General features: G+C 60.9%; 16 protein-coding genes. All 16 read right to left on the bottom strand.

The window, feature by feature from the left end; translation table 11 throughout:
• Window positions 1–37 precede the first annotated feature (37 nt).
• The 16 genes from HK436_RS10645 to HK436_RS10570 all read right to left on the bottom strand — a co-directional run bounded on the left by HK436_RS10645 (window position 38) and on the right by HK436_RS10570 (window position 17603).
• Window positions 38–1963: a WD40 repeat domain-containing protein gene (locus HK436_RS10645; protein WP_173189483.1), complete on the bottom strand. Its 1926-nt coding sequence runs from the start codon at window positions 1961–1963 to the stop codon at window positions 38–40.
• A complete protein-coding gene (locus HK436_RS10640; protein WP_173189481.1) occupies window positions 1960–3174 on the bottom strand; it encodes a WD40 repeat domain-containing protein in 1215 nt (404 codons plus the stop codon). Before HK436_RS10640 ends, HK436_RS10645 begins: the two co-directional genes overlap by 4 nt.
• On the bottom strand, window positions 3171–3932 hold the full coding sequence (locus HK436_RS10635) for a hypothetical protein (protein WP_173189479.1): 762 nt from the start codon (window positions 3930–3932) through the stop codon (window positions 3171–3173). The genes HK436_RS10640 and HK436_RS10635 overlap by 4 nt, the downstream gene beginning before the upstream one ends.
• Window positions 3932–4603 carry a hypothetical protein gene (locus tag HK436_RS10630; RefSeq protein ID WP_173189477.1) on the bottom strand — a complete coding sequence of 224 codons (672 nt, stop codon included), beginning with the start codon at window positions 4601–4603 and terminating at the stop codon, window positions 3932–3934. The genes HK436_RS10635 and HK436_RS10630 overlap by 1 nt, the downstream gene beginning before the upstream one ends.
• Window positions 4604–4617: 14 nt before the next feature.
• Entirely contained in the window at window positions 4618–7386 is a 2769-nt protein-coding gene (locus HK436_RS10625) for a phage tail protein (protein WP_173189475.1), read from the bottom strand.
• Window positions 7379–7573: a hypothetical protein gene (locus HK436_RS10620; protein WP_173189473.1), complete on the bottom strand. Its 195-nt coding sequence runs from the start codon at window positions 7571–7573 to the stop codon at window positions 7379–7381. The genes HK436_RS10625 and HK436_RS10620 overlap by 8 nt, the downstream gene beginning before the upstream one ends.
• Window positions 7570–7806, bottom strand: a complete 237-nt coding sequence (locus tag HK436_RS10615) for a hypothetical protein (RefSeq protein WP_173189471.1) — start codon at window positions 7804–7806, stop codon at window positions 7570–7572. The genes HK436_RS10620 and HK436_RS10615 overlap by 4 nt, the downstream gene beginning before the upstream one ends.
• A 6-nt stretch (window positions 7807–7812) precedes the next feature.
• On the bottom strand, window positions 7813–8643 hold the full coding sequence (locus tag HK436_RS10610) for a phage BR0599 family protein (RefSeq protein ID WP_173189470.1): 831 nt from the start codon (window positions 8641–8643) through the stop codon (window positions 7813–7815).
• Window positions 8640–10220: a WD40/YVTN/BNR-like repeat-containing protein gene (locus tag HK436_RS10605; protein WP_173189468.1), complete on the bottom strand. Its 1581-nt coding sequence runs from the start codon at window positions 10218–10220 to the stop codon at window positions 8640–8642. Before HK436_RS10605 ends, HK436_RS10610 begins: the two co-directional genes overlap by 4 nt.
• The gene (locus HK436_RS10600) at window positions 10217–10723 is read right to left on the bottom strand and encodes a hypothetical protein (RefSeq protein ID WP_173189466.1); all 507 of its coding nucleotides are present in this window, start codon (window positions 10721–10723) and stop codon (window positions 10217–10219) included. Before HK436_RS10600 ends, HK436_RS10605 begins: the two co-directional genes overlap by 4 nt.
• Window position 10724: 1 nt before the next feature.
• The gene (locus HK436_RS10595) at window positions 10725–13469 is read right to left on the bottom strand and encodes a hypothetical protein (protein ID WP_173189464.1); all 2745 of its coding nucleotides are present in this window, start codon (window positions 13467–13469) and stop codon (window positions 10725–10727) included.
• A 68-nt stretch (window positions 13470–13537) separates the two neighbouring features.
• Window positions 13538–14581: a tape measure protein gene (locus HK436_RS10590; protein WP_173189462.1), complete on the bottom strand. Its 1044-nt coding sequence runs from the start codon at window positions 14579–14581 to the stop codon at window positions 13538–13540.
• 944 nt (window positions 14582–15525) lie between these two features.
• A complete protein-coding gene (locus HK436_RS10585) occupies window positions 15526–15681 on the bottom strand; it encodes a hypothetical protein (RefSeq protein ID WP_173189460.1) in 156 nt (51 codons plus the stop codon).
• Between the two features lie 103 nt (window positions 15682–15784).
• Window positions 15785–16189, bottom strand: a complete 405-nt coding sequence (locus HK436_RS10580; protein WP_173189458.1) for a phage pre-tape measure protein — start codon at window positions 16187–16189, stop codon at window positions 15785–15787.
• 30 nt (window positions 16190–16219) lie between these two features.
• Window positions 16220–16954, bottom strand: a complete 735-nt coding sequence (locus HK436_RS10575) for a phage tail tube protein (RefSeq protein WP_206680500.1) — start codon at window positions 16952–16954, stop codon at window positions 16220–16222.
• A 202-nt stretch (window positions 16955–17156) separates the two neighbouring features.
• On the bottom strand, window positions 17157–17603 hold the full coding sequence (locus tag HK436_RS10570) for a hypothetical protein (RefSeq protein WP_206680499.1): 447 nt from the start codon (window positions 17601–17603) through the stop codon (window positions 17157–17159).
• Between the last annotated feature and the right edge of the window lie 31 nt (window positions 17604–17634).

Here is a 17634-nt window from a genome sequence, read left to right as displayed (position 1 = left end):
GTGGTCACTACCCTAAAAAGTGGAAATTCTCAATACGCTAACGGCGATAGCTCACATGAACTGTCGAGTAGTTCAGGTACGTCACGTCGATGATCGGCCCGCCCGGTGTTGGGCGATAGACTCCGCCGCCGTCGCCCCCATCGTCACCATCGCCCCCGTCGTCAAACCGGATGCGCTCATCATCCTCATCTTCCTCGTCGTCGATGTAGTCGAGTTCCGGGTCATCATCCTCGTCGATAGGCGGTTCGATGGGACTTTCGTCGATGATTTCCCCCTCTTCATCGACCACGATAATTTCCTCGGGGAGAACACCATAGAAGCCGCTGCAATCGTCCATCCACAGCACGTCGAAAATGAAGCCTTCCTTGTCCCAATTCGTGATAGGAAAAGGCTCCTGCGTCAGTTCCATGTCCGTAATCGAGAACAGCGTGAAGGGATTGACCAGTCCACCGTTGGCAACGAGCACATCATCGCACTTCGACATATCCACCGGCCCGAACGGTGTAAGCTCGGTGTCATGGAGGTTGTAAACGCGGTTGCTGCCGAACGAAAACAACCTGATTTCGTGAGCATCATCGCTCATCTGATAGGTGACGACGAAGTGCGTTTCATGCGGCGAGAAACCGATGTAGGACGCCTGCATCCGAGGGTCGTAGTCGATCCCCTTGAGATCGAACTTGTCATCCGCACTGTCATAGATGTACCGGCCACTGGTGCCAGGCTCGTCCATCAGGAAGTAACTGAACGCCAGCCCGGTTGCGGAGTAGGTCGGGTTCGTAAGAACCGCATTGATGTCGTGCATCACGTACTCGGTTTCGACCAACTGGTCCCCGTCGCGAACGTACTTCGAAACAAACAACCCGTTCAGGTTCTTCGCCATCGTGAAGTCGTCAGCCTCGCCAGTTTTGACCGACACGCTCGGGCCATCGGGGTTGCTGTAGAGCACGAAATTGCCGCTTCGGCTCCACATAACATCGTTGATCTGGCTGGCCGCATACTCGGTGTCGAAAGGTACGGTCGACAGATCGACAGTGGGGTTTTCAGGGTCGCGGTGGGCGTAGGAGGTTCCCGCGCCGTAGTGCATGATCGCGCTGTCGGGCGAGAAGCCCCAAAGCTCATGAAAAGCCCCATCGGTCCCGAGGATCGCAATCTGCTCGTAGGTCCACGCATCGCCGAGGCCGACATACTTGTAGATGATAATCTCGTGCGACGAGGCGTAGCTATTCACCGCAAGGAAGGTGTCCGCTCCATCGAGAGACAGGATGTTCGGCTGCGCCGTTGCCGACGCAGGTGAGGAGTCGGGCAGGACTTCATAGCTGTCACCGTTTCGCCGGTACGCCTTCAATCGCTCGGTGTCCGAGAAGACGAACAGGCATTGCGAGTCAGACGTGAAGGCGGCAAGGCGCGTCTGAGAGTTCGGGATGAAGTCGAACGCCCCGGCCTGATGAGTGAACGTGTCGCCCGAGACCGTGTAGAGCGTGAGATAGTCACCCGTGCCGGTCCCTCCGGTGACGACCAAATGTTCCCCATCCGGGGAGAACCGGCATTCCCACCCGATGCGCGTCGGCATCACTGCGGGGTCGGGAAGCTTGGTGAAGGTCGATCCCGAGCGCTTGTATATTTCAAGGTGCCCCACCCCCGCTCCGGTGATGGCAAGATGAACGCCATCGGGTGAGAACGCTGCCCCTTGGATGGTGCTCGGGGTCACAGGTGCGGGAATCTCGGCGAAACTGCTGCCCGTGCGCTGATAAATGTGCATGTAGGACGAGCCCGAGATATTGGTTCCCACAACAAGGAACTCACCATCCGGGGACCATTCGATGACATTCACCCAATTGGCCGGGAGGCCGGTTGCCGGGGTTACATCGGTGAACACCCCCGCGTTAACTTCGAAGATTTTCAGATAGGGGGACGATGCTGAACCAACGGCGACGAACGCCGAGTCTGGCGACCAGGCGATCACACGGGCACCAGCCATACCGAGTGCGATGGGGCTCGCAGCGGCTCCTCGAACGTGTCACCAACGATGTCGTAGAGGAAGACCGACGAAACGTTGGCGCTGCCGCACAAGAAATGCTGACCATTCGGCGAAAAGGCCCCTGCTGCAACTGCTGCAAAAGCTCTCGGGAATGGGTTGATATGCGACTGCAACGGAGGCGTCGGCAACAGCGTCTTGCCGAAAAGCTCGGCTGTTGAGACGCCAGTCCCATCGCGCCATGCGTGGAGCATGTATTCGGAATCCGGTGAGAACTTCACACCACGATAGTCCCGGTTCCCCGCGTTCGTCCGCAACTGACCGGCTGCGGCAGCAAAGGTGCCCTCCTGCACCGAGAAGAAGGCGGGGCTATAGTTGGACCCTGCGCGAGCGAAGCTGACCTCAAGCACCGTCCCGTCCGGTGAGAACGCGGCCTTGCGGTTGTTGCCGTCTGTGTCGTCCAGATCGAGAAGCGCGGTCCACGTTCCGGTCGAGTGTTCGTAGACAGTAAGATCGGAAGCACTGCCGCCCATATCCATCACGTACCATCGGTTGTCAGGCGAGATCGCCATCAGCTTTCCGACAGGGGTGGTGGGGATCGCCGGGTAGGGCGTCGACTGCGAGTCAAGGTTCTGGTGCGCCACGAAGACCGAAGCGCCCTCAATGATGACGTAGGCGTCCCCCGCCGTCACCGACACATTGACCACAGCGAAGGCCAGGTCGATCGCATGGATTTGGACGAAGCCGGTCGACTCCCTGCGCAAAACCTTGACCTCTGTGTCGTCATCGGACGTGACGACGAAGAGGTAACGGCTACTCGCTGAGAACGCGGCGGTGATGACGTATTCGCCCGTGGGGATGGCGATGCCCCACCGTTCGTAGCCGGGGCCACGCCGCTGATAGAGAACCGGGTCGATGGTCGCTGTACCCCCGAAGAGCACGAATGCGTCGTTCGGTGCGATAAGGCGCAGACCCTCGGTCGGGACGACTTCGGTCGGGTTTCCGATGCCCTGCACGAACTCGCGACGAAACTTAGTTGCAACCATCATCTGTGAGTTGTCGCGCGGGAAACGCAGCTTCTCGGCGGGTGCGAAAAGCGGCGGCACCATTTCGAGCGACTGGCCGGGAATGTCGTTCTCGACCTCGACGATTTCGAGATAGGGCGGATTGAGAAGCGAGCGTCCGACGAGGTACTTCATGGAACGATGACCTTTCCGAGGATCGAGAGGCAGGCCCATCGGGTGCCCCAAATGGTTGCCGGGGCGACGATGCTGATCACGTCGCCGACGTTGAAGGTGATTGTGTCACCGACGACAGCGGGACCGTCGAGGCGAAGGCGCGATGTCTGTGGCGCACCGGCTGGCCGATTATGGGTTGCCGTGCCGAACTTCACGCCGTTGACCAGCACGTCGAACGACATTGATCGTGAGCCACTATCCACCCGGTCGCTTCGGAAGCGGCTGTAGCGAGCATCGCCCTGCGGCCCCCACTTGGTCAGCGAAAAGGCCCGCTCGACGACATAGGCGCAACACGTCTCCCCCGCGACCGGGTAGCTCGAAAACAGGCTGACCTCGACCATTGGACGCCACGGGTAGACGTAGCCCATCGGCTTCCATGCCCCGCTGATCGAGTATCCGATGTAGGTGCGGTCAGCCCAAACGTAGTCTTTCGCGCCGACGAATGGTGGGAGTGTCACCCCCTCGCCGCCTGCATGATAAAGGTCTTGCCCCGGCGTCACATACCAGCGGTACATGACGTTCCAGGGAGCCCATGGCTGGCGGCGATTATGGACGCCGAACCACTGCCACCACGAGGCGAAGGTCAGGTTGTTGTTGACATCGACGTTCCACAGGTGCTCGCCGTTGCCCCATCCAGTGTAGTTCTGGTTGCGAAGCTCCCACGAGGTATTCTGCCGATCAATGTCGAGATAGTCGCGTTCGAGGATGAGAACCGGCATCAGTCGATAGCCCTGATCTTGCCGCGCAGGGACACCGACAGCCCTTGTGCGTTGAACGTGCTACCGCTCGTGATCGTCAGCACTGTCGGCTGCGCGTACATACCTTCTGTCTCGGCGGGATGGATCACATAGTCCGAGGCCACCGAGAACGTTCCCTCGGTCTGCCCGTCAAGGAAAGTGATAGTGCCCCCGGCGAACGTGAGGATGAGATTGCCACCTGCGGGGGCCACGTCGAGCACTGCATGGGAGCCTGGCGCACCGGCAGGAAGCGTGAACTCCATCGTCGGGACGTAGGCGAACAACGGCGCATTCGGCCTCACCAGTCCCGGCGCGTAGAACGACAGATTGCGCTCGATCGGAGCGAAGTCCGCGTTAAGGTCGAAGGCCAGCACCCATTCTTCGTCGGGACTGAACTGCCAATATTGATCAAGCCCCGCGACGTAGGCCAGGACGCCGATCTTGGGATCAACGGTCCACCATTCGCCGTTCGACCACATGCCGATACGGCCCGTCGACGTTTCGATGAAGCACTCGTTTTCGCCCGCCGATGCAGGCAAGTTCGTCACCAGCGCAGTCACGGACGGATGCAACAGCATCGAGAGCTTGGTGAAGTTGTGGTTCATCCCGAGGTCCCAATTGTGGGAGTATCGGGAGAACTTCGCGAACGTCATTCCTGCAAGATGTGTCATTGTTCAGCCTTGATCAGTGAAATCGATTGGATGCGGGCCTCGGTCTCGGGGAGCCACAGGCGAAGTTCGAGGCCAGTCAACGTGCCGCTCCATCCGGGGGCCGCGGTCATGTCCCAACGGGCAATCACGAAGTCGCTGTCGGCGTCAGGAGGCTCGACGATCGTCACGGGTGAAAATTCGTCGAAGTTCCCGCTGCCAATCCTGAACCGGAGTTCGCCGATCCAATCGCCAGCGCCGCTGAAACGCATCAGAACGACTTCGACGGCCTCGATCTCGGCAGTGTCATGCGCAAGGTTGACCTTCCTCAGACCGGCGTCCGCCGCAACCGGAAGGTAGTTGAGCCAGCCGTCACCCTCGACCGAGACGATGGCATCGTGCCCCGTCCAGTCATGCGCTTCGTAAAGGAACTCCCATGCTTCGACGAGGTCGAGCGGAGTCCCCGGCCAGCCTCCGTAGAAGTACCCCCAATCGCAGCCATAGCCCTTGGGATACAATCGGAGTGGGGTGGCGATGTTCTGCAACGATCGGAAGTCGTCACGAAAGGATGGCACTTCCACGTTGAAGTTGACGCCGCGCCCGGTCTCCATCACGTCGATGTCGAAGCTGTTGTCGGGAAGGTTGTGCCACTCGACTTCACCCTCGCGCAGGATCACCGAAGTCGTTTGCCCCGGTTCGGGAGCGACTGGCGGCTCATCCCACTTACGAATGATGACATCTTCGTTTTTACGGTGTCGGCTCGACCAGGTGACGGGGATTTCCCAAACACGCGGGTTATGATCCTGGCTGTGGTCGACGATACCGAAGTCAACACCGTCCACCTTCACATTGGCAGGGCGGAATGGGAAGTAGTGTCGCGCCGGATGCTCGGTGAACTGGACGGTGACGCCCGACAGATCGCGGACGCCTTCCGACGTGCGCGGCTGGATGCGGTAATCGAGCGTCGTATCAGCAAGCGGTTCGTTCCAATCGAAGGCGTAGAAGTCGGGGCCGAGGAACCAGACGGGCGTCATGCTTGGCCATGCGCGCGGGATGGTATCGATCACGCCGCGCGCAACCTCCCACTGGCCGTCACCGAGATAGTGAAGCAACTGGATCAACTCAGCCCCGAACTCGTCACGGTCGCCGACCAGCACGAAGCCGCCTTCGACCGGGCCTTCCCCTCCCACCAGATTCGCGAATGTGACGATGCTGATGGATTCCGGGATGAGAGCGATGGTCGTATTCGCCTTGCCGGTTAGATTGCGTTCGCCGATGCTGACATAACCGGGATCGCCGTTTGGCAGGATGCCGGGTTTCCACACGACAATCCTTTGTAGGTCGGACATCTGCGTCGTGGGCGTCGACATGATGGCGACCACGATGACCGGGTAGTCGTCGTCGCTCGGATCGTAGAACCTACCGGCAAGGGTTTGGACCACGGGGTACGGCGCTGCTGCGAACTTCGTCGGGATCGCAAACTCGTAAATCGGGTCCTCGGGGTCTTGGTCGGGGTTCTTCCATTCGCTCTCAGGGGGCGGGCCAAGGAACTCCGCTGAATCGAGTCCCCACACATCCTCGACCAGTTCGAGACGCATCTTGCCCTCGGCAGGCTTTCCGTAGTCAATCTCCATGACGCGCATGATGATCCTACCGATGCCGTACCCCTCGACGGGCCAGGTGAAGTTGACGACATCGCCGGGGAGAACCTTCCATTGCCGCCGATCAACCTCGACCGTTGCCATCGCCAACGGATACGACGCAGAGACGATGTCTCGTGCGCAAATTTCACTCGCGACCGTTGGCGAGCGAACGCCGTAGTAGTTCCGGCCCTCGTTGACGACCTCGCCCTGCATGGCGATGTTGCCGAGCGACTGGTAGGTGATGGTTTCCTCTTCTTCCGAAAGCGGGTTCGTCCATGTGACGACGATTTCGTTGGCCGTCTCACCCCAAAGCTTGCGGCGGAACGTGATGAGCCGCGAGTTCGAGGGGCCGAGATCTGGCAGGTTGTCGCGGTCATAGTCATTGCGCAGAAGCTTTAGGGTCGCGAGGCCCGTTCCGGGGTTGAAGAAGAACAGCGCGTTGATGTGGTCGAGAATTTCCTGAACGAACGCCTCGATCGTCGTCGATCGAACCCACTTCATGCTCAGGCCGAACTTCTCGTTGAAGAGTGTTTCAGCCGCGTCACGGAAGGACTGTGCGTCGATCAGCGACGGTGCCCCACCCATGCCCCAAATCCTATCGACGAGGCATTCATAGATGATGTGCGAACCGTTGCTATCGTGGCGAACGACGGGTTCGGAATCCTCGTCCTCTTCGTCTTCTGGTTCAATGACGTTCTCGATGATCGCGTGGGTGGCCCCGAGCGACCACGATCCTCGGCGGAAGCGGGCCTTTACAGGCGGAACGGTCGGGTAGTTCGCCGAGACCTTGAACCCGCCACTGTCATCGGGGCCAAAGAAGTAGAGAGATGCGATGCCCCGAAAGGCGGGGGTATCCTCAACGTCGAGCCCCACACGAGATGCGAACGCGCCTGGCACAAGCTGCGCGAAGTTGCCATCCCTGAAATGGATGTTGCCTTTGACGCCACCCTCGCGCTGGTTCCCTCCGAACAGTTCCGGCTTGTCCACGGCCACCATGTCGCCGCCGAGCATCTGTTCGCCGTGGACCTCCTTGTCCTTCATCCAGATTCCCTCAAGGGAATCGACCGGCCCGGTGCAGAAGCCGAGATGGAAGGACAGGTGGTAGTCGATGTATGGGGTGCTATCGCCCCCTTTGAACTTACCCATCGTTCACCCCCATCTTCTTGAGGATGTCCTTCACAACCGCGTCGTCGATCTGCCGCGCTTCATCCATCGGCATCCCCTCACGCAGGAAGAGTTTGAAGTCCCTTCCGGTCGCTTCGAACCAGCGCCGGGAACCTCTTACGCAGTAGCCCGCGCGGCGCACATCTCCCATGGTCAGACGATCACTCATGACGACTTCTTCCCGCCTCTCACGTTGCGCTCGTAGAACTTCTTGTCGCCCCACCACAGGAAGTTCGGAGACGTCACGGTGATGTCTCCGAAGATCACGGTGATCGGCTTGCCTGCCTCGGACGTGGGGCTGTCCATTTCGGTGACTTCGTCGGGCTTATCGAGCTTCGGCTTCGGCATCAGCACGTAGCCGAGGATCATGAGGCCGAGGCCGATGATGATGTTCCACAGCATTTCGGATCACCAGAACGGATGGTATTTGACGGGGTTCTTGAGCGGTATCCACGGCTGGCCCCCGAAGTTCTGGATGTTGTTGTGCTTGCGGCACCCATCCATTCGGTGATTGCAGCCCTTGATGACCTGAATGACCTCGCCAGTGACGATGTCGCGCAGCGGCCCGATCAGGCTCATCCGCCCTTCCTCGTCGACGGTCAGGATCGTGCGCGCCTCAAGCCCCTTGTCGGTGTTCCACTGAATCATGCCGCCCGCGTAGTCCTGCGGGTCATCCTCGCCCCACCAGTTCGTATCGAGTGTGAGCTTGCCGTTGCTGAACTCGACAACGGTCGCGTTGCTGGTCGCCGCAGCCTTGTTGGCGAAACATCCCTCGCCGTAGAGCACGTAGGGACACGCGAACTGATAGTTGCGGCGAAGGCCGGGGCGCTTGAGCGACACAATGGTTGACTCACAGGTCAACACCTGCTCGTTCCCCTCTTTCGCCGCCGACAGGCAGCGCCCCGTCCAGACGGCAATGAAGTCCGCCTCGTTGTCGGTCAGATGCCCTTGTCGGATGATCACGACGACGGGTTGCGTCGGGGGATACGACGTGAACAGGTAGGCCAAGTCCGCCGTCACGGGGAGGCGGATGTTTACCGAATGACGGTCAGTCTTTCCCGCCGCGCTATAGGTGTCGCGGTCGATGGCAATGGCCTTATATGTGGCCCCGCCGAACGAGATGTTTTGATCTGCGTTCGTGTAGTGATAGCGCGCGCCCGAGGTCGACCCGTAGATGAACTCATAGAGTTCAACCGGCGCGCCCCGTTCCTGCGACTCTTCGATCGGCTGAAAGCTCATTGGATGTCGAAGTTCTCCAAAGATTGAAAGGTCAGGCTGAATTGAGCCACCGAGTCCGTGAGCCAATCGATGTCGAGGCGGTCACTGGCGAGGCGGCTCACGAGGCCCCACGAGATGCCGAACATCGTCGATGGCGTGAGGCTCAGCGTTGGCAGGTCTTCGGTCGTCCAGAGGACCGACGTGTCGGTGTCTTGGAGGACATCGACGAAATCGACGGCTCGGTGATGGAACGTACCGTCAGCCAGGCGAAGGACGATGCGGCGATAGACGGTGCTGTCAGCGTAGGCCGCGCCGAAGTCCGTCCCGTCGACTAGGATCGAGCGCGAACCTGCCGCGATGAAGGCGTAGGGAACGTCGTTCTCCCACGTCGGCATGACGAACTCTTTCCACCGGCCACGGTGACGCCAGAAGAAGTCGATAGCCGATTTCACGTCGTCCTTGTCTCGCCCCACGAAGTTCATCCGCGTGATCCGCGAGGGAAAATCATAGGGGACGAAATGCTCGACTCTGCCGAACTCGTAGTCCACGGTTTCACGCGGCCAGACATGATCAAGAGTGACGCCGCCACCCCAATTCGGGCCACGCATGAACGCCTCGCGGAAATCCACGAAGCTGTCTCCCGGCGCAGGCACGTAGGTGAATGATCCGGGGTCGACCGAGAATTGCACCCGCATCGTGGCGATGTCGTTGGTCAGCCTTTCAACCTTCGGCGTCACCTGTATGCGGCCCCGATAGACGGGGCTGATCCGGCTCCCGATGGGGAACTCAGTCATAGACTCGCCGGTGAACGAGATTGTTCCGGCCCCGACCGATGCCACGACACGGGACTCGAGCTTCCCCCTGCCGTCGTAGAGGGCCACCGTCATTCCCGGCGTGAGCCAGGACGTGTCACCAGACACCGCGAGCACCGTGGCCTCGGGCGGCATGGAAATCGTGCTCGTTGCGAACTGGACGAACCGTGGCAACCAAGTTTCGCGAGGCTGTCGCGCGGCCATGAACTGATCGAGTTGGCTTTTGGTCCAGCCGTGCAGGTGGGCGAGGAAGTCGATCTCGATACGCGGGTTGAAGCGGACAGCGCGCCGCTGTTCCTTACCATCCCATGATGTGATGATGTCGGTCTTGAACTCGTAAGATTCTCGGAGCGGTTGCGCCCAATTCGGTGAGAGCGGCAGAAACACCGGCTCATCGCCAATGCCCGAGCGGGGCGTCCCTATCATCACGCGGTTGTCGCCCTGCCTACCGATAGCAAGGAACCGACCGCTGCCGAAGACGATGTCGGTCCATTCGTTGGGCTCAGGGGCGGACGAGACGGTCCATGTGACGCCGTCGCGAGAGGTAAGAAGGTTGTTGAGACCGTTCACGCCCACGGCGACATACCAGCCATCCCCGTAGGCTACGGATTCCCACCTCTGCAAACCTCCCACCGGATAGTCGATCCAGTTGATCCCATCCGGGGAGGTCGCGACACCCCCAACGCCGGAAGCAACGAAGAGGCCGTCAGCGAAGACAATGGCCCGCCAGGATCGGTTCGCGGGTGCGCTACGCAGTGTCCAGTTGACGCCATCAGGCGAGGTCATGATCCGGTCGTCGCCCGCAAACGCGACAGCGACGAAGAGGCCATTTCCGTAGGCGACTGCCGACCAATTGCTGTCCCCCGGCGCGACACGGGGGTCCAGTTCTCACCATCCGGTGAAGTTACGATGCGCTCGTCGCCATCCTGCTTGACAGCCACGAACATGCCATCGCCATACGTCAGTTCCCGCCACGTCCCGGACTCGTCGGGGCTCAGGTTCCACGACCAGTTCACCAGATCGGAAGAAACCCAAACCCGCCGCGAGGGGCTGTGGAAGGCAACGTATTTGCCGTCGCCGTAGGCGATTGCCCGGATGCTCGAACCCGTGAGTGCATCCGCCCAATTCAGTCCCGTCAATGATGAAACAACGCGCGGCTCATCCCCGTGCGCAGTGGCGACAAAGCGTCCGTCTCCATAGATGAGGCTCACCCCGGCGAAATCGCCGAGGCTGTCGTTGACCGCCCATTCGATATACTGGCGGTAGGGGATTTGGGTGCTGACGACCATCCTACTGCCCGAGAATCTGGCGGACCTTGCCCGCATTGCGCTTGACCACGTTGATGAACGCCTGCTCGCCAACCGGGCTGTTCAGTCCCTCGCTGAGCACGTCGGCGCTGTCGAAAGTGTTGACCACCTTCACAGTCGGAGGCTGCTGCTCACCGCCGAACATCTTGCGGAAGATCGACCCGTCGCCGGGGTCCACGACCTCGCCCTTTTCGAGGATCGCCGGAACTTCGTTGGGGCGCAGACCGGCGACACCGCCCTCATGCAGACGCATGGCCCCCGCGAACCAAGCAGGCGAAACGGCGCGGGTGTGCCCGCCAGCGCCCACGCGACCGCCATCGTGACGCAGGAGCCCGCCGAGGAGTCCGCCGCCGCCGCCACCGAAGCCGCCAAAGAAGCCCTGTAGCGCATTCAGGATCGCTTGCTTGAGGATCAGTTCGCCGATTTCGATCAGCATCTCGGCGATGCCTTGCAGGAAGGCCGTCGAGAACGCCTCCCACGCATCCTTGCCCTCGGCGATAGCCTGCGCCATGGACTTGAGCGCGTTGGTGAGCACACTGGCAAACCGCTCGGCAATCTGCTTGCCACTGATGACGGCCTCTTTGCCGACATCTGCGATTCCCATCTTCGTGGTGTTCAGCTTGGCAATCGCAAGATCAGCCTGCGGCCCGCCGATGGCGCGCCACATTTCAATGGCTTTGGCGATGGCTGCTTCGAGTTCCGCGTTGACGTTTTCGAGTTGCGACTTGAGGGCGTCCGCCTTCCCAAGTTCACCCTGCCCCTGAAAATACTCGATCTGCTGCATAAGCTCCTGGCGAAGCTGATACAGGTCGTTGACGCGCTTCTCTGCGGCTTCGACGCCCGCCGTCGCGTTCTGCATGTCCCACAGCTTGCCAGTCGCCTCGGTGATCGCTGCAATCTGCTCGGCGGTGAGGTTCTTGTTCTGCTCCTTCGCGCGCCGGATCGCTTCCTCGATCGTGGCTTCGCGGTTCTTGCCCTCGGCGATCAACTGCTGCTGCGCGATCTGGAACTCAGTGTCGGCAAGGAGCTTTGCGGTAGCTTCCTCGCCCTTGACCCGTTCCTCGTTCGCCTTCTGCTCGTTCTGGACGAGTTCCTTAGTCTTCTCGACGAGGCCACCGTAGGCCGCAAGGAGGCCGTCGGCGCGCGCCTGATGCCCGCCCATCTGACCGCTGACCTTGTCGAGTACCGTCCCCGGCGCGCCACCATTGTTCGCGTCTGAGGCGTTGATCTTGCTCGCACTACCGGCGTTGATGGCGGCGTAGATTTGCAGGAGCCCGTCGCCCGCCTTCACGCCCGCGTCAGTCAGGTACTTTCCGACTGCGCGAATCTGATCCTCGATAGATGTGGTGGCACTGACGCCATATTGCGCGGCCTGCGGCTCGCCCCACTGGATCAGGCCACGGTGCTGACCCCACTGCGTTGTCGGACCCGCCTTCCACGGGTCAAACGTGCCGCCCGTCTCGTAAGACATTGCAGTGAGCAAGTCCTTGGCGCTAAGGCCCATCTGCTCGGCGAGGCGGATCGTCGCCGAGACAAGGCGTTCCATTTCCGCGCCCTGCGGCGTTCCGCGCTGGCCGGTATAGACGGCCTCGTAGTTCGTGTAGCGCTCATTGATCGAGCCACGGGCGCGAGCGTACCACTGGTTCGCCTGCATGATTTCGCCCATAGTGCGGGCGTTCTTCATCATGGCGGCGTAGGCTTCATCGAGCTTGGCGATGTCGGCGAGCTTCGACATCTCGTCGGCAAGCTCGGGGATCATCCCCTTCACCTTATTCAGGGCCTCGGCGTAGCCGTTGACGGAGTCCGTTGCCCCACCCAAAGCGTCGGCGGATTCGTTCGCAGCGGCGTTGAGGCCGAGGATTTCCTCGTCAGCTTCGCTTGCCACCCCGCTAAGAAGCCGAAGCGCGGCCTCACTCTGATCACTGGCGTCCTTGAGTTGGCCGATCTTGTCCGCCGCTTCCAAGAACTGCTGAGCCAGTTCGAGGACGATCTTGCTGTTCGTGCGCTTTCCGATGTCGTCGACGGATCGACGGAATACGTCCAAATCGACAGCGCCGTTGCGCAGGCCATCGGCCAGGCGCTTGAGGCTTTCCACCTGTTCCTTCGACGCTCCGGTGAGGCGGAAGGCGGGACCGGCATTTGAGAGCCAGGTCGGGCCAGCCATCGCGTCTTCAATGGTTTGCGTGACCTTGTCGATCTCGGTCTTGAGTTCCGAGCGCAGTTGCACGAGCGCCGCTCGAATTTGCGTCGACGTGCCGCTCTTGACCGCCTTGGCCCAATCTTCGGTCTTGTCCTTGGCGACCTCATAGGCGCTGATGACCTCCTGAAGGAGGCGTTCATGTTCGTCGAGGGCACTCGTCGCGTCGTCGATCCCGCCAGCCCATCCGGTCAGAAGCTCGGTGATGGCGTAGGCCGCGACCGAGAACAGTGCGAGCATGGGGACACGCATGATCGCCGCACCAAGCAGGCGGATGATCCGGGTCAACGACATCGCTGCGGTGCTGGCAGTTCCAAGGGTCGCGGTGATCCGCGTCAGGGTCGTTCCAAAGGTCGAGAAACCGCCGCGCACGGTGGCAAGCGTACCGCCGAGGGTAACGAGTGCGCCGTTCGCCCCGCGCAGCCCGCCAGTCAGTTGCAGGAACGATTGTGCGAGCTTGAGGCCAATGAACGCCTTCACGGCGAAACTGATGAGCCCGAAATACTTGGGAACCTCTGCAAGCACCGTCACGAACTTGCCGAGGGCAGACCCGAGCGACAGAAAGAAGTCGCGCCCTTCACGGGAGCGGAACCACTGGTTCAGATTGGCGAGGGCAACGTTAAGGGACTCGATGAAGCCGCCACGGGCAACGCGAAGCTGTGCCTGGAAAAGCTCGTTCGTGAACTGCCCGATAAGCGTGGTCGTCGACTTGAGCGAGGCCCCAAGCTGTCCGCCGAAGCGGTCGTCCAGTTCGTCGGCAAACTTGATAAGGGTGGACTGGTTCGCCAGTACCTCCCCTTCTTCATCATGTTGTCGAGTTCGGCGGTTGTGACGCCGAGGGCCTTTGCCATGATGTTGAAGGCACCGGGGAGGCGGTCGCCCAACTGCCTGCGCAGTTCTTCCGACTGCACCTTCCCCTTCGAAATCATCTGTTCGAGCGCGAGGAAGATGCCGCTCATCTGTTCGAGCGACAACTTGTTCACGCGGCCAGCCTCGGCCACGGAAAGGAAGACTTTACGGGTCGCCTCGGACTCGAAATTGGCCGCTCGCGCTGCCACGGCAAACTTGGAATATTGGTTAGAGAGCGTGTCGAACGAAATGCCGAGGCGCGCGGCCTGCCGTTCGAGCCAGGACAGTTCGTTGCGAACTGCCGTGTCGTTCTGATTAAAGACAGCGCCGAGGCGGTTCTGAGCGGCCTCAAGTGACTGGTACGCGGTGATGACGCCGCCGATATTCTGGATCGTCCCGTAAAGGCCCGCATAGGCGGTGGCGAGCGACAGGATCTCGCCACGCATACGCTGGAACACCGACATCGCCTGACGCGACTCGCCGTAGAAGCCTGAGAAGATGCCTCGCAGGCCACGAACGCGGTTGATGGCCCCCGGCATCCGGTTCAGAACGGCGATCTGCCGTTCCATTTCTTCCTTTGCCACGCGAGCAGCCTCGGCAGCTTCACGCTGCGCGGCTGCTGCGGTGCGGGTCGGGGCTCCAATGCGCCGCTGCGCCGCCGCGAGGCGCTGAGCGCGGGCCTCAAGAACCTCGTAGGACGCGCGAGCCTTGTCGACTTCTTCGCGCTGCCTGCGGATCGCTTCGGCGGTCTGCGGATTGGTGAAGCCGCCGCCCCCGTCCGAGAACCGTTTCATTGCCGCCAGTTCGGCCCCGACCGCGCCGAGTGTGGCTGCGGTCTGCCGGGAAGCCTCGGTAATCTCGCGCTGCGAAACGGCTACGCCACCGAGCGACTGAGCAGCGCCGGTCGCTGCGGTCCTGATTTCACCAAGCACGGTGCGCGACTGCGCAAGGGCGGTACGGTTGCGTTGCGTCTCTGCCGCCGCTTGGCGGGTCGCATTGCCAAGGCGCTCCTGCTCGGCCTCCGAGCGGCGGACCTCGGCGCTATGTTCCTTAAGCGCGCCCTTGGCGCTGCGGACCACTGTGCCCTGTTTCTCGAACGCGGCTGAGGCCCGCTCGGCTGCGGCGCGAGCCTTTTCCACATCGGCAGCGAGGAACGCTTCCGCCGATCGTGCCGCCGCCGAAGGTCCACCCTTCTGCTTTGCCATTGCGGCTTGCAGGCGGCGGTAGGCCGTCTCTGACTTGCGAAGCTCGGCGTTAGCTTTGCGGCGCTCTTCGCGGCGCGAGCGAAGGGCCGCTTCTTCACGCTCGACAGACTGACGAAACTGATCCGTCTGGCCCTTGAGCCGCGCCGTGTTCGTAGTCGCCTTCTCTGCCTCACGGGCGTATTTGGCGAACTCGCCCGCTGACCGGCGCAGGTCGGACTCAAGCCCGACACGGCCTTCTCGACTTTGCCGAGTTCGCCCGCCACCTTCGACAGGGCGTTGAGTCCCGCGATTTCCTTGTTGAGCCGCGAGAACTCCGAGCCGAGTTCGCTAAGGAGACCGTCCGCCTTCGAGGCGGAACGGCCCGTGTCCTCCTGCGACTTGTTCAGTTCCTTGAGAGCGTCGGAAACCGAGTCAATGGCGCGGGTGGCTTCGTTCTTTGCTCGAATGATGAGCTTGACGTCTCTGTCGGCCATCCTCTCGCCCGCCTCATGTCAACCATTAGTGGTCTTGATAACATAGGGTTGAAAGCCGAGCTAGTCTTCGGCGTTCAACTTGTCGATTGTTTCCTTGAATTTGTTCTGAGCCTTCTTGGTGATCACAGCCGAGACCGCATCTCGAAGCAGGAGGGCTCGGGTCGCTTCCATGCGGTTGATGCGCTGGACGACCAATCCCGCTTCGACCCACACCATGCCGACCGGGTATTCGTCGACATTGATGTGGCCTTCGGAGCGCAGGAGGCTTACTTGCCGCCTGACACCAAGGAGCCAGCCTTCGAGGTCCGTAGATCGGCTGTCATGTCGCTGATCCCTCGGAAGACCCGGATGACGGTCTCGACCACTTTTTTGGTCCACCTGCCGTGTCGAAAGTAAGTTTCCCGACCTTCTCAAGCGCGTCGACCTGAACCGGGAATGGCAACCTCATGATGGTTTCCATTTCGTCGGGTTCGTCCGCCGCGACAGCGACGATTTCCGCCGCCAAGGTCGGGGCGGTTTCAAGGATCGACGTGCCGACGCTGGCGAGGTCGCTAATCGCTATGGTCTCGTCGCCGCTGTATCTGTCGAACAGTGTTCGCATCGTGTCGCCGTGGCGGCTGACGAGGAACGTGATGTCAGGGAGGGAGAGCCCCCGAACGGGGAACGAGTCCCCACCCGGAAGCTCCACATCGAGAGTCGGAAGGCGATAGCCTTTGAGCGCCATTATGTTCTCCTTCTAATGGCCGGGTGGTCGTCAGGCGATCATCGGGCGACCGTCGATGTAGACGGCCTGCATGTTGCCCTTCTTGAGGACTTCGACGCTGAACGGGATGGTCTGCCACTCGTCGCCCTTGAGGGCGAAGTCGCCGTTGGGCGTGATCTTCACCCACGGCAGGAGGTAGTCGAACTGCTTGCCTGCCGGGTTGTAGGAGATGTAGCGAAGCTGACCCTCGATAGCCTGGGAGCCCGACACGATGCGTTCACGGGTGCTCGCCTCGGTCGTGTAGTCGGCTTCCAGTGCGGCTTCGTCCGTGATTGCGCCGCCCGCCAGGATCGTAATGCGCCCAAGCTCGGCGTCGAGGGCGTAGTCTGTGTCGAGGACGTAAGTGGTCGCATCGCCATCAGTCACCGCCACAGCGCTGACGTTGCGGACGCCTGCCGGGTTATTGGCACTCACGCCAAGCTGATAGGTAAGGCCGACCTCGACCGGGCCGATGGCTTCGCCTTCGACGGTGCCGCCTGCATCCGTGAGCGCCGTGGTGGAGCCGAAGAAGAACAGTGCCAGGTTCTCGGGATCGACGTTGTCCGTGGTGAAGGAGCCATTGCGATCAGTCTGCAACGCAATCGACTCGTCCTTCTCGCGAACGCCGCGATCCGAATTGTAGTGGTCGAGGTTTTCCGTTTCGACCGTGATGGAAAGCTCGGGGAGTTGCCGATGTAGCGCTCGCCACGAGGGGTCTGCGTGTTCTGGATAAACGGGGCGAACCAAAGCTCGCCACGACCGAGGGTATAGTTGTTCGCCATTGGGTTTCTCCTTTAGGCCGTCTATTTCCACTTTGCTTACGTGTTGGCACCAAGAGGTTGACACTGTGGGTACAGGTGAGCGCCCTCAAAGGTCGCAACGTCCGTTCGCCTCGCTATTTCAACTTAGACATGGTTTTGATAACACACAGTTGAAATGTTAACCATAGCTACTCGTAGGCATCCTCAAGGTTCTCAACGAGGCGCAGAGTCAGCGTGAGCCAGAAGAACGCCCGGTGCGAGACGTCATCGGCGGGCCGTACCGAACCTTGCCCGATGAACATTTCGACCACCCGGCCTCCCATGCCAAAGATGTTCATGCCGCGATCCCGGCGCTTTTCCTGAACCAGTCGTGCCTTCGTGGTCGCCATCAGGTGATGGGCGGGGTCGGTAGGGTTTTCCGGGTCGTCCTTGACGAAGCCTTGAACGAGCAGTTCCCACATGCCCGTCGAGTTCGGGTTGTCGCCCTTGCTGAACAGCACGTCGAGCGGGATCGGTGGCTCAAGCACTGAAAGCATGGGGAGCGGATCGTCATCGCTGTAGAGCATTCGGCCACGGAACGACTTGCCCGCCATAGTGCCACCGTCGTAGGCGACCTCTTCAAGGACGCCGCTCAACGCTTTCAAGACTCGCAGGCGAAACGGGTCT

This window comes from Neoaquamicrobium sediminum, from assembly GCF_013240295.1.
Lineage (GTDB): Bacteria > Pseudomonadota > Alphaproteobacteria > Rhizobiales > Rhizobiaceae > Aerobium > Aerobium sediminum.
The sequence above is the reverse complement of the archived record's forward strand: the minus strand, read 5'-3'. Positions and strand labels throughout refer to the sequence as shown.

Excerpts from the sequence above, each read along its gene's own strand:
- HK436_RS10640 (WP_173189481.1), bottom strand. The coding sequence starts at position 3,174 with ATGAAGTACCTCGTCGGACGCTCGCTTCTCAATCCGCCCTATCTCGAA.
- HK436_RS10635 (WP_173189479.1), bottom strand. The coding sequence starts at position 3,932 with ATGCCGGTTCTCATCCTCGAACGCGACTATCTCGACATTGATCGGCAG.
- HK436_RS10630 (WP_173189477.1), bottom strand. The coding sequence starts at position 4,603 with ATGACGTTCGCGAAGTTCTCCCGATACTCCCACAATTGGGACCTCGGG.
- HK436_RS10625 (WP_173189475.1), bottom strand. The coding sequence starts at position 7,386 with ATGGGTAAGTTCAAAGGGGGCGATAGCACCCCATACATCGACTACCAC.
- HK436_RS10620 (WP_173189473.1), bottom strand. The coding sequence starts at position 7,573 with ATGAGTGATCGTCTGACCATGGGAGATGTGCGCCGCGCGGGCTACTGC.
- HK436_RS10615 (WP_173189471.1), bottom strand. The coding sequence starts at position 7,806 with ATGCTGTGGAACATCATCATCGGCCTCGGCCTCATGATCCTCGGCTAC.
- HK436_RS10610 (WP_173189470.1), bottom strand. The coding sequence starts at position 8,643 with ATGAGCTTTCAGCCGATCGAAGAGTCGCAGGAACGGGGCGCGCCGGTT.
- HK436_RS10605 (WP_173189468.1), bottom strand. The coding sequence starts at position 10,220 with ATGACCTCGCCTGATGGCGTCAACTGGACACTGCGTAGCGCACCCGCG.
- HK436_RS10600 (WP_173189466.1), bottom strand. The coding sequence starts at position 10,723 with ATGGTCGTCAGCACCCAAATCCCCTACCGCCAGTATATCGAATGGGCG.
- HK436_RS10590 (WP_173189462.1), bottom strand. The coding sequence starts at position 14,581 with ATGAAACGGTTCTCGGACGGGGGCGGCGGCTTCACCAATCCGCAGACC.
- HK436_RS10585 (WP_173189460.1), bottom strand. The coding sequence starts at position 15,681 with ATGGTGTGGGTCGAAGCGGGATTGGTCGTCCAGCGCATCAACCGCATG.
- HK436_RS10580 (WP_173189458.1), bottom strand. The coding sequence starts at position 16,189 with ATGGCGCTCAAAGGCTATCGCCTTCCGACTCTCGATGTGGAGCTTCCG.